The organism is Microbacterium sp. X-17 (genome assembly GCF_039615055.1).
This window is the reverse complement of sequence record NZ_JBDHNI010000002.1, coordinates 601,620-613,386: the sequence shown is the minus strand read 5'-3', so window position 1 is coordinate 613,386 and position 11,767 is coordinate 601,620. Positions and strand designations below refer to the sequence as shown.

General features: G+C 71.0%; 11 protein-coding genes. 8 read left to right on the top strand and 3 right to left on the bottom strand.

The features are described 5' to 3' along the window. The first annotated feature begins 27 nt into the window (after nucleotides 1-27). From ABCS02_RS11370 to ABCS02_RS11335, 8 genes are all read left to right on the top strand, one after another. Entirely contained in the window at nucleotides 28-837 is an 810-nt protein-coding gene (locus ABCS02_RS11370) for an N-acyl homoserine lactonase family protein (RefSeq protein ID WP_345835748.1), read from the top strand. A gap of 105 nt (nucleotides 838-942) precedes the next feature. Continuing rightward, nucleotides 943-2,028 carry a sugar ABC transporter substrate-binding protein gene (locus ABCS02_RS11365; RefSeq protein WP_345835747.1) on the top strand — a complete coding sequence of 362 codons (1,086 nt, stop codon included), beginning with the start codon at nucleotides 943-945 and terminating at the stop codon, nucleotides 2,026-2,028. Between the two features lie 84 nt (nucleotides 2,029-2,112). Continuing rightward, nucleotides 2,113-2,532, top strand: a complete 420-nt coding sequence (locus ABCS02_RS11360; protein ID WP_345835746.1) for a cupin domain-containing protein — start codon at nucleotides 2,113-2,115, stop codon at nucleotides 2,530-2,532. After that, a complete protein-coding gene (locus ABCS02_RS11355) occupies nucleotides 2,529-3,680 on the top strand; it encodes an NDMA-dependent alcohol dehydrogenase (protein WP_345835745.1) in 1,152 nt (383 codons plus the stop codon). Before ABCS02_RS11360 ends, ABCS02_RS11355 begins: the two co-directional genes overlap by 4 nt. Nucleotides 3,681-3,733: 53 nt before the next feature. Next, complete coding sequence (locus tag ABCS02_RS11350; protein WP_345835744.1) at nucleotides 3,734-4,801, top strand: zinc-binding dehydrogenase; 1,068 nt, start codon at nucleotides 3,734-3,736, stop codon at nucleotides 4,799-4,801. Between the two features lie 21 nt (nucleotides 4,802-4,822). Further along, nucleotides 4,823-6,280, top strand: coding sequence for an aldehyde dehydrogenase family protein (locus ABCS02_RS11345; RefSeq protein ID WP_345835743.1), 1,458 nt, complete (start codon nucleotides 4,823-4,825; stop codon nucleotides 6,278-6,280). A gap of 90 nt (nucleotides 6,281-6,370) precedes the next feature. Continuing rightward, entirely contained in the window at nucleotides 6,371-7,039 is a 669-nt protein-coding gene (locus ABCS02_RS11340) for a GntR family transcriptional regulator (RefSeq protein WP_345835742.1), read from the top strand. An 11-nt stretch (nucleotides 7,040-7,050) separates the two neighbouring features. Further along, the gene (locus tag ABCS02_RS11335) at nucleotides 7,051-8,211 is read left to right on the top strand and encodes an iron-containing alcohol dehydrogenase family protein (RefSeq protein ID WP_345835741.1); all 1,161 of its coding nucleotides are present in this window, start codon (nucleotides 7,051-7,053) and stop codon (nucleotides 8,209-8,211) included. A gap of 24 nt (nucleotides 8,212-8,235) precedes the next feature. Here ABCS02_RS11335 and ABCS02_RS11330 read toward each other — a convergent pair whose 3' ends face one another. The 3 genes from ABCS02_RS11330 to ABCS02_RS11320 are packed head-to-tail and all read right to left on the bottom strand — an operon-like array spanning nucleotide 8,236 to nucleotide 11,698. Then, nucleotides 8,236-8,979, bottom strand: a complete 744-nt coding sequence (locus ABCS02_RS11330) for an enoyl-CoA hydratase/isomerase family protein (protein WP_345835740.1) — start codon at nucleotides 8,977-8,979, stop codon at nucleotides 8,236-8,238. Further along, nucleotides 8,976-10,532: a class I adenylate-forming enzyme family protein gene (locus ABCS02_RS11325; protein ID WP_345835739.1), complete on the bottom strand. Its 1,557-nt coding sequence runs from the start codon at nucleotides 10,530-10,532 to the stop codon at nucleotides 8,976-8,978. Before ABCS02_RS11325 ends, ABCS02_RS11330 begins: the two co-directional genes overlap by 4 nt. Further along, entirely contained in the window at nucleotides 10,529-11,698 is a 1,170-nt protein-coding gene (locus ABCS02_RS11320; protein WP_345835738.1) for a MaoC family dehydratase N-terminal domain-containing protein, read from the bottom strand. The genes ABCS02_RS11325 and ABCS02_RS11320 overlap by 4 nt, the downstream gene beginning before the upstream one ends. Nucleotides 11,699-11,767 lie beyond the last annotated feature (69 nt).

The following is an 11,767-nucleotide window of genomic DNA, read 5'->3' as shown; positions in this document are numbered from 1 at the left end:
CACGACACGGACGAGAGGGGTTCGACGATGACGACGACCCAGCCGGGCTACGAGGTCTACGCGCTCCGCTATTACACGCGTCAGGCGCAGCGCGACCACGAGTTCCACCGCGAGGCGATGTACGCCGAGCAGTTCGACGACGACCTGTACATGGACTACTCCTTCTGGCTCGTCCGCAACGAAGAGCGCATCGTGCTCGTCGACTGCGGGTTCGACAAGGCCCGCGCCGCCGCGAAGGGCCGTCACCAGCTGCAGGATCCGGTGGAGCTGCTGGCCGTGCTCGGCGTCGCGCCGGAGGACGTGGACGAGGTCATCGTCACCCACATGCACTACGACCACGTGGGGAATATCGAGCTCTTCCCGAACGCGCAGGTCACGATGGCGCGCGCGGAGTACGAGTACTGGACCGGCCCCTACGGTGCGCGCGAGCTCATGCAGATCATCGTCGACCCGATCGAGACGGCCATCGTGACGCGGCTGAAGGAGGCGGGCCGGCTGACCCTCGTCGAGGACGAGGCGGAGGTCGCGCCCGGCATCCGCGTCGAGCGCGTCGGCGGGCACACGCCCGGCCAGCTGATCGTCGAGATCCAGGGCACGGCGGGGACGATCATCCTCGCGTCCGACGCCGCCCACTACTACGACGAGATCGACCTGGACCGCCCGTACAACCTCTTCGTCGATCTCGGCGAGCTCTACGGCGGATACGACCGCCTGCGCGAGCTCGACCGCCGGGACGGCACGACCGTCGTCGCGGGCCACGACCCCCGCGTCGCGGGGATGTTCCGGGAGACGAGCGACAACGTGTTCGACCTCAACGACCAGCTCCGAGAGCGCTGACGGCGCCCATCGCGAGCCCTCGGGACCCCACCCCGGTCCCTGGAAAGACCGCACGGCACCGTGCGGACGTCCGCAGTACACATCAAACAGGCAGGAAGAAAGAAGATGAGAACTTCGACGAAGAAGAAGCTCACCCTTGCAGTCGCGCTCAGCACTGCGCTGCTGCTCGCCGGCTGCGCCGGGGCGAGCGGCAGCGGATCGAGCGGCGACGGCGGCACGGTCGCGGTCGATGTCGGCACCGGCACCCCGATCAACCTGAACAAGGGTCCGCTGCGGCTGGCGCTCCTCATGAACGACACCTCCAACGAGTGGGAGCAGAACGTCGTCCAGGGAGCTCAGGACGCCGCGAAGTCGTACGGCTGGACGCTCGACGTCCTGAACCCCGGCTTCGACGTGCAGAAGCAGCTCAACCAGATCCAGACGATCGCAACGAGCGGCCGCTATGACGCGGTGCTTGCCATCCCCGTCGACGGTGCGCTCACGTGCACGGCGTTCTCGCAGACGCTGCCGCAGGCCAACATCCTCGTCTCGATCGGCGCCACGCAGCTGTGCGACCGCTCGCAGGCCGAGGGCGACAACCTCTGGCAGCCCGGAACCCTGAACTGGGTCGGCGGCACCGGTGTGACCGCGCAGTACATCCGCTCGTGGCTCGACGTCGCGGTCAAGATGAACCCCGGCCCGCAGAAGGCCGTCATCCTCATGGGCCCGCAGGTGATCACCGTCTCGCAAACGACGAACACGATCCTCGACAAGGAGTTCATCCCGGCGCATCCCGACTTCGTGATCGCCGACCGGCTGTACACCGACTTCACCACGCCGGACACCTACCAGAAGGTGCTCGACTACCTGACGGCGCACCCGGACATCAACGTCGTCCTGTCGACGTACTCGCCCGACATGACCCGCGGCGCGATCGAGGCCATCAACGCCCTGGGCCGCACCGGCATCACGATCGCCGACAGCGGCGGTGCGAAGTACACGTTCGATCAGATCGCGGCGGGGGCGATCCAGTTCACCAGCCCCCTGTTCCCGCGTGAGACCGGTCAGTACATGGTCGACTCGATCAAGGCGGCGCAGGACGGCAAGGCGCCCCAGCGGTTCATCTCCGACATCCCGCCGGCACTCGGATCGCTGACCAACCTGCCGATCTTCACGAAGGACAACATGAGCACCTTCACGCCGGAGTTCTAAGGCGACCGATCCGGACGCCGGGGTCTGCCCGGGGAGCGCATGCTCCCCGGGCAGACCCACCGAATCCCAACGATTGGACATCTCTTGCACGTCATCCCGCACGCCCCCACCAACAAGGGCATTCCCGAGAAGTTCACCGGGGACGTCTGGATCGACGTCCTGACGCGCGGCGAGGGGCAGCTCCCGGTGCGGATGAGCCTCGTCCGGTTCACCCCCGGGGCGCGCATCTCCTGGCACACCCACGTGCACGGACAGCTCCTCTACATCACCGAGGGTCGCGGCTTCGTGCAGAGCCGAGGCGAGGCCCCGATCGAGGTGCGCACCGGCGACCTCGTCTACACGCCGCCCGGCGAATGGCACTGGCACGGCGCCGCGCCCGACACCGCGATGTCCCACTTCGCGATCTTCCTCGGTGGTGACGACGAGCATCCCGACGCCGAGTGGGGCGGGTACGTCACCGACGAGGAGTACGCCGCCTGCACGTCGCTGGAGGCCGCGCGATGAGCCCGGCACCGGTGTCGGAGGCGATCGCCACTCGAGCGGCCGTATTGACGGGATCCCCCGGGGCCTTCGAGATCATGGACGTCCTCCTCGACCCGCCGGGACCCGGCGAGCTCCTCGTGCGGATGGTCGCTGCCGGGCTCTGCCGATCGGACGATCACTTCCAGACCGGCGACTCGATCGCCGGTCGGTACCCCTTCATCTGCGGCCACGAGGGCGCGGGCGTCGTCGAGGCGGTCGGCCCCGGCACGCCGGGCTGGGAGGTCGGGGACCACGTCGTGTTCTCCTTCATCCCCAGCTGCGGCCGCTGCCGCTGGTGCTCGCGCGGGATGACGAACCTCTGCGACCTCGGCCGGTACCTGATGCTGGGCAGTCGCTTCGCCGACGGCGGGGGCTACCGCGTCCACCTCGAGGACGGGACCGACGTCGGCCAGATCTGTGGGCTCGGCACCTTCGCCGAGCGCACGGTCGTCTCGATCGACTCGGCCATCAAGCTGGATCCGGACCTCCCGCTCGAGGAGATGTGCCTCCTCGGCTGTGCGGTCGGCACCGGCTGGGGCTCGGCGGTCAACGCCGCCGAGGTACGCCCCGGCGACGTGACGATCGTGATGGGCGCCGGCGGGATCGGCAGCTTCGCGATCCAGGGCGCCGCCCACGCGGGCGCGCTCACCCTGATCGCGGTCGACCCCGTCGAGTTCAAGCGCGAGACCGCGTTGTCCCTCGGTGCGACGCACGCCTTCGCCTCGATCGGCGAGGCGGCCGACTTCGCGCGCTCACGGACGAACGGCCAGGGGGCGGACAATGCGATCCTCTGCGTCGATGTGCTCCGGGGCGAGCACGTGGCGGCCGCCCTGTCCGCGATCCGGAAGGCGGGCACGGTCGTCGTCACCTCGGTGGCGCCGGCCCACGACGACGGGGGGATCCCGGTCAACCCGCGCGAGTTCTCGCACATGCAGAAGCGGCTGCAGGGCTCGATGTTCGGCATGTGCAACCCGCGCGCCGACATCCCGATGCAGATCGAGATGTACCGCGAGGGGCGGCTCGAGCTGGACTCCCTCGTCACGCGCACGTATCCGCTGGATCAGATCGTCGAGGCGTACGCCGACACGGCGGCCGGCAAGAACATGCGCGCCGTGATCCGCTTTGAATAGATAATATATAATTAGGGTCATCGGGCGGAGCTCAGACCCGAGGAAGGTCGAGAATGGCTACCGAAGCATCTGTGGTGGTCCTCCCCGCGGGAGGTGGGCCCCTCGTCGTCCGCGACATCGTCCTGCCCGCCCCGGACGCCCACCAGGTGGTCGTCGAGGTCAGCGCGACGGGCGTCTGCCACAGCCAGCTCGGTCACATCGCGGCCGCCGATCCGGCGAAGCCGCTGCTGCTCGGCCACGAGGCCTACGGGCGCGTGACGGCCGTCGGGGCCGACGTGACGCACGTCCAGCCCGGCGACGGGGTGTTCGTCACGTGGATCCCGCGGTCGGCGGAGCGCCGGCCGACGCCGACGACGGTCGGGCTCCCGGACGGGGAGAGCGTCACCCTGCGGAACGTCTTCACCTGGGGCACGCACTGCGTCGTGGACGAGCAGTTCGTCGTCAAGGCGCAGCACGACATCCCGCCCGCGGTGGCGTCGATCATCGGCTGCGCCGTCATGACGGGCGGCGGCGCGGTCGTCAACTCGGCGGAGGTGCGCCCGGGTCAGTCCGTCGCGGTGTGGGGTGTCGGCGGGGTCGGCCTGGTCTCGGTCGCGGCCGCTCGCCGGGCCGGCGCCTCGGTCGTGATCGCGATCGACGTGGCCGACGAGAAGCTGGCGCTGGCCGCACGGATGGGCGCCACGCATCTCATCAACGTCCGCGAGGAGGACCCGGTCGCGCGCGTCCGCGAGATCGCGGGGGTCGACGAGACGGAGCGCGGCGTCGACGTCTCGATCGACTGCACCGGCCGCGCGGACAACATCGCCAAGAGCCTGGCGGCGGCGCGGTCGGGTCGGCCCGGCTCGCATCAGGGCGGATCGGTCGTGATCGTCAGCGTGATCCGGGGTCCGATCGAGATCCCCGGGCACGAGTTGCTCAACGGGCAGAAGCGCATCATCGGCTGCCTCGGCGGTTCCGCGGTACCGGATCGCGACTTCGCGCAGTTCGTCGACTGGTACCTCGCCGGCGAGCTCGACCTGGACGCGCTGATCACCGACCGGTACTCGCTCTCGGACGTGAACCGCGCCGTCGAGGATCTGCGCGCCGGCAAGGTCCTCGGCCGTGCCGTCCTCGAACTCTGATCCAAGGAAAGGTGATCGACCATGACCGTGCGATCGGTGGAAGTGACGTCTCCGGTGACGCTGCTCAAAGTCGGAGCGGACTACGAGGAGGGGCAGGGTGAGCGGATCGCTGTCGAGAACCCCGCGACCGGCGAGCAGATCGCCGAGATCTCGGCGGCGTCGGCGGCCCAGGTCGAACGCGCCGTGGCGGCCGGCAAGGATGCCCTGCGCCGCGGGGAGGTCGGGGCGCCCGAGGAGCGTGCGGCCTACCTGCACGCGCTCGCCGACCTGATCACCGAGCGCCGCGACGAGTTCCTGTCGATCGTCGTCGACGAGGTCGGGACCCCGATCTCCACGGCGCGCGATCTGCACATTTCGACGCCCGTCGAGATCCTGCACTGGCTCGCCGACCGCGCGCTCGTCGACCGTACCGAGGACCTCGGCGCGAACGACGGCCCGGGTGCGAGCCGCGCGATCGTGGAGTACCGCCCGATCGGCGTCGCGGCCGGGATCACGGCCTACAACTACCCGGTCCTCTTCAATGCGATGAAGCTCGGGAGTGCGCTCGCGGCCGGGTGCCCCCTCGTCCTGGTCGGGTCGCCCCTGGCTCCGCTGTCGAGCCTCCTGTTCGCGTCGCTGCTCGAGGAGGCGGGGATCCCGTCCCGCGCGGCGAGCGTCCTCGTCGGCGGCGTCGACACCGCGAAGGCCCTGATCGCCTCGCAGGACGTCGCCAAGATCTCCTTCACGGGATCCGTCTCGTCGGGCGAGGCCGTCATGGCGGGCGCTGCGGCGGGCCTGCGCGAGGTCGTGCTGGAGCTCGGCGGGAAGACGGCCGCGATCCTGCTCCCCTCGGCCGACCTCGGTGCGCTCACGACGGCGCTCCACCACCGGTACCTGCGCAACGCCGGTCAGGGCTGCGCCTCGCCCACCCGGCTGCTCGTGCCGAGCGACCGGCTGGAGGAGTTCGCGGAGCTCAGCCGCACCGTGTACGACCGCGTCCCGGTGGGCGACCCCTGGGACGAGAGCACGATCGTCGGACCCGTCATCACGCGCGAGCACCGCGCGCGCGTGCACGGCTACATCGACGGTGCCGTGGCCGACGGCGGAACCGTGGTGGCGAGCGGCCACCTGCCGGACGAGCCGGGTGGATGGTTCGTCCGCCCGACCCTCCTCGGCGGTCTGCCGAACTCCGCCCGGATCAACCAGGAGGAGGTCTTCGGCCCCGTCGCGAGCGTCCTCACGTACGACACGATCGACGACGCGATCGACATCGCGAACGGCACGAAGTACGGGCTGCACGCGAGCGTCTTCGGCGACTTCGAGGAGGCGCGGCGCGTGGCGACCCGGCTCGAGGCGGGCACGGTCACGATCAACGGCGGCGGCCGTGTGCGGCCGGACGCGCCGAATGGTGGCTGGAAGTCCAGTGGCATCGGGCGGGAGCGCGGCGAACTGGGCGTGCGGGAGTACCTCGAGCCCGTGACGGTGCAGTGGCCGGCGTGACGACGACCCCCGGGGGGCCGTTCCGGGCGCGGAATGCCGCGCTACGCTGGCGGGAACCCCGACCGGACGACGACGTGGAGGATGTGAGACATGGCCAATGTGCGGGAGCGTGACTCCGGACAGGTTCAGCACGAGCCCCTCGTCGACTTCATCTCGAGATCGCTCGTGCGCTCGATCAGCAGCGGCGAGATCGCCGCGGGCGAGCGGCTCTCCCCGGCGTTCCTCGCGAAACAGCTCGGCGTCTCGCACATCCCCGTGCGGGAGTCGCTGACCTCGCTCGAGGCATCCGGCTACGTGCGGCGTGTGCCCCGCGTCGGCTTCTTCGTCACCGAGGTCTCCATCCAGCAGGTGGAGGAGACCTACCGGCTCCGTCAAGTGCTGGAGGACGAGGCGATCCGGGTCGCCATGCCGCTGCTGACCGACGAGGACGTCGAGCGGATGCGCGACCTCAACGCGCGGGCCGGGAAGGCGATGGCCACGCGCAGCGGGAGCTTCCTGGATCTCAACCGCGAGTTCCACTTCGTGGCCTTCGAGCGCACCGGGAACGAGACGCTGCTGCGCTTCCTCAATCAGCTGTGGGACGCCTCGCGGCGCTTCCAGAGCACCATGCTGTACGACCCGCTGCCGCCGGAGGTGCTGCACCACCAGCACGAGGGGCTCGTCGAGGCGTTCGAGGCGCGGGACGTGGAGCTTGCCACGGCGCGCATGACGGAACACCGCGACTACACCCTGAACGCGCTGCGCAGCGGGCGGATCTGAAAGGAGCGCGCGTGCGCCACTTCTCCTCTCCGCTGAGGCTCCACGCCGGAGCGGGCGCACTCGACCAGCTCCCGGCCGAGCTCACGCGGCTCCGCGTCGAGCGCGTCCTGATCGTGTGCAGCGGATCGCTCGCGCGGCGGGATCCGGGCATCCTCGCCAGAGTCCGCGAGCTGCTCGATCCGCGGCACGTCGTGCTCTTCGACGGGGTGCAGGAGCACAGCCCGGTCGAGGTCGTCGAGACCGTCCGCGACCTCATTCGCGCCGAGGAGGTGCAGGGCGTCGTGGTTATCGGCGGCGGCTCGGCGATCGTGACGGCGCGCGCGGCGACGATCCTCGCCGCCGAGTCGGGCTCGGTGGCGGAGCTGGCGACGCATCGCGGCGCCGACGGCCGTCTCGTGAGCCCCCGCCTGAGCGCGCCGAAGATCCCGCAGTGGATCGTGCCGTCGACGCCGACCACCGCGTACGCGAAGGCGGGGGCCGGCGTGCACGACGTCGCGACCGGGACCCGGCTCGCGCTGTTCGATCCGAAGGCGCGCGCTACGGGCGTGATCCTCGATCCGACCGTCGCCGCGACCGCGCCGGGGCGCGTCGTGCGCGGCGCGGCCATGAACGCGCTGTCGATGGCGATCGACGGCCTGCAGTCCGGTTCGGACGACCCGCTCGCCGAGGCCTACCTGACGCACGCGCTGCGGATGCTGCGCGACGACCTCCCGGCAGTGCCGGGCGGCGACGAGCTCGTCGACGGCGCGCTCGGGGTCCGGCTCATGATCGCGTCGCTCATGATCGGTGAGGCGAGCGACTACGTCGGCACGGGGCTCGCGCAGCCGCTGTCGCACGCCCTCGGGCGCCGGTCGAGCGTGGGGAACGGCATCGTGGAGGCCCTGCTCGTGCCGCACGTCATGCGCTTCAACGCGGGGGTCACGGATGCGGGGCTCCGCGCCGTCGCGGCCGCCCTGCGGCCGGAGCGGGAGCCCGACCCCGCCGAGGCCGTGGATGCCGTGGAGGAGCTTCTCGCGCGCGCGGGTGCGCCGCGCCGGCTCCGGGAGGTGGGGGTCGACCGCGACGCCCTCGAGGACGTCGCGGCGCACGCGGAGGACGACTGGAGCATCACCCGGGTCCCGCGCCCGGCCACCTCCGACGAGCTGCGCGGGCTCCTGGCGGAAGCCTGGTGAGGTGCCGGCCGTGGGACCGCGCGCTCAGTCGGTGAAGACCGGCGCGCGCTTCTCGATGGCCGCGGCGACGCCCTCGGCGAAGTCCGGGGTGCCGAGCAGCGCGGTCTGAGCCGTCGCCTCGACGTCGAGCGCGGCGGCGACGCGACCGAGGAGGTCGCGCCGCATCGTCGACCGGATCGCCTGGAGAGAGGCGCGGGAGGAACCGGCGAGCTCGTGAGCCCACGCGACCGCCTCGGCCCGAGGGTCGTCGGCGGCGCGATCGACGAGGCCGATCGCCAGCGCCTCGTCCTGGGCGACGTTGCGTCCCGAGTACAGGAGGTCGGTGGCGCATTGGCGGCCGACTGTCTCGGGAAGGGTGACCGAGAGCCCGAACCCGTGGTGGAACCCCAGACGGGCGAAGTTCGCCGTCATCCGGACGTCGGGGCCGGCGACCCGGAAGTCGGCGGCCAGGGCGAGACCCAGGCCGCCGCCCACGACCGCTCCGTGGAGGGCCGCGACGACGGGCGTCCGGGTGGTGAAGATCCGGAACGCCTCGCGATAGACGCGCCGCAGCAGGTGCGGGTCCACGCCGCGCAGGTCCGCGCCGGCGCAGAAGCTGCGACCCGCGGCGCCGAGCACGACGACGCGGACCCGCGGGTCCGCGTCCAGCTCCACGAGCGCGTCGCCGAGCTCGCGCAGGCTGGCCTCGTCGAAGAAGTTGTGCGCTCCGCGGCGAACCTCCACCACCGCGACGAGGCCGTCGGCGGTGACGTCGAGCTCCTCGCTCATCCGGCGATCTCCGCCGCGCGCAGGCGGGAGACGACGGCGTTCTTGTCCACCTTGCCGGAGTGCGTCAGCGGGAACGGCTCGTCCGCCTGGAACCAGCGCGTGGGGACGGAGAAACCGGCGATCGTCGCGCGGAGCGTGCGGGCGACCTCGTCCTGGTCGAAGCCGGGGGCGGGCACCACGATCGCCGCCACCTCCTCGCCGAGGTCCGGGTTCGGCAGCCCGAAGACGAGGGCGTCGTCGACCGTGGGAAGGGCCACCAGTGCCGCCTCCACGGCCGCGGGCGCGATGTTCTCGCCGCCCCGGATGATCATGTCCTTCGAGCGGCCCGTGATCCACAGGTATCCGTCGTCCACGCGCCCGAGGTCGCCGGTGTGGAGCCATCCTTCGGCGTCGATCGGAGACGCGTCGGCGCCGAGGTAGCCCGTCATCTGGGTGGGGCTGCGCAGGAGCACCTCGCCGTCCGTGCCCTCCGCCGACTCCGCGATGCGCAGCTCCACGCACGGCAGCGCCCGACCGGTCGCGCCGGGCCGGTCGACGGTGTCCTTGCCGGACGCGGCGACCGCCTGCCCGCCGTTCTCGGTGAGCCCGTAGCCGGTCGCGATGCGCGGCTCGGTGCCGGGGAAGCCGGTGCGGATGGAGGCCAGCAGATCCGCGTGGATGGGCGCGCCGCCGACCGTGAGCGACCGCAGCGTCGAGAGGTCGTAGCGCCCGATCTCGGGATCGTTCAGGACGCGCGTGACCATGGTGGGCACGGCGCTCCAGCGGCGGATGTGCCACGCCTCGATGAGGCGCATCGCCTCCGCGGGGTCGAACTTCCCGGCCGGCATCACGAGGGTGTCGCCGACGCAGATCGCGCGCAGGAGCGTCTGGATGCCGCCGACGTGGAACATCGGGCCCGTGTGCAGGGCGGCTTCGCCGGCGGACTCGTCCACCTGATGGGGGAGGCGGCGCGTGATGTGGAGGAGCATCTGCAGGCCCGCCAGCAGCGCGCGATGCGAGAGCACGGCTGCCTTCGGCGTACCCGAGGTGCCCGAGGTGAAGATGATGGCCGCGGGGGCGTTCTCGTCCGTCGAGGGATCGCCGGCGGGCATGCCGAGGGCGGCCAGGTCGACGTCCGCGGTCCACGGGAGCACCGGCCATTCCGGCGGGACGCGTGCGGCGAGCCGGTCGTGCGCGACGACGGCACGCGGCTCGACCTTTTTCAGCGCGTCGGCGAGCTCGGCGTCACTCCACCACGAGTTCGCGAGGACGGCCACCGCCCCGACCGACACGATGGCCCAGAAGTTCACGATCCACTCGGGGCTGTTCCAGCCGAGGATGACGACGCGGTCGCCCTCGCCGATCCCCGCGGCCTCGAGCCACACGGCGCGTGAGGCGACGGCCGCACCGAACTCGTCGAACCGGACGACCCGATCGCCCTGGACGATGTGCGGCCGGTCGCCCCACCGTGCCGCGAACGGCACGAGTTCGCTGAGCCGCCGGGGCCGCTCCGCGTACATCTTGTAGTCGATCCCGCCGACGCGGACCGGGACGACCTCGCCGCCCCAGCTCATCCCCGGTCGCCGTTCGGTGCGAGCGGCAGACGGATGACGGCGGAACCGGGCATGACGTTCTGTCCGCGCTGGTTGGTCGCCCACGTCTCGATGCGCACGACGTGGTCGCCGTCGTCGTCGACGAACTTCTCGGTGACCTTCGCGCTGAGCCGGACGACGTCCGACAGGTACACGTGCGCGCGGTACTGGCCGTGCAGCGACTTGACGAAGCCGTCGTCGCCCATCCAGTTCGTCAGTTGGTGGATCTGCCAGCACGTGCGCTGGATGCCCACGTCGTACGCGATCTGCGCGCCCTGGAGGCGCGCGGCGTAGTCGTTGTAGTGCACCGAGTAGACGGGCTCGAGCGCGTGCGTGTTGGGGTCGCGGAAAGCCCACTTCGGGTGCTTCTTGTAGCGCCGCAGGGCCGTGCCGTGCGCGGAGAGGCGCGGGATCGGCGCGGCGCCGGACGCGACGAACGCGATCTCGTCGGTGAGGCCGATCGGGCCCTTGGTCACGGGATCCAGCTCGTCGCCGACCTCGACGTCGTCCCAGTAGCGGGGCACGGCGCCGCGGGGCGACTCCGCGAGGACGTCTTCCTCGATCTGCGCCAGCTCCTCGTCCGTCCACGGGTGCGGCAGCTCGATCTTGCGCGACTCGCGCTTGGCCTGCATCTCGGTGCGCTCGAAGCGCATCCGCGAGCAGATGAACGTCGCGACCAGCTCGCCGTCCTGGTTGCGGTACTCCTGCCGCAGGTAGTCCTTGATCCGGCGACCTGCGAAGTTGCTCGCCTCGATCGGGCCGTCGAACCCGTCGAACACGACGCGCGCGTCGATCCGGTCGCCGACCCGGATGGGGCGGTGGAACTCCATCGTCGTCTCGGCGTGGAAGCCGCCAAGGCCGCGCCAGCCCACCTGCACCGAGCCCAGGCAGGCGAAGATGAAGCTCGGCGGCGCGATGATCCCGCCGAACGCGGTGCCGGCCGCGTACTCCTCGTCGGTCCACAGCGGGTTGTCGTCGCCGATGCCCTCCGCGAAGCGCAGGATCGCGAGCCGGGTCGCGTACTCGTTGTTGACGGAGGACGCGGTGCGCAGCTCCGTCCCGATCAGGGCCCGCATCTCGGCGAGCATCTCGTCGGTGAAGCGGGCGGCGGCGAGGCCCGTGCCGATCTCTGCGTCTGGGGGAGTCACGTGTTGCCTCGCGTTCGTAAATAAGGACAGCTGATCGTAAACGCGATCGTAGGATGGGGACGGACATCT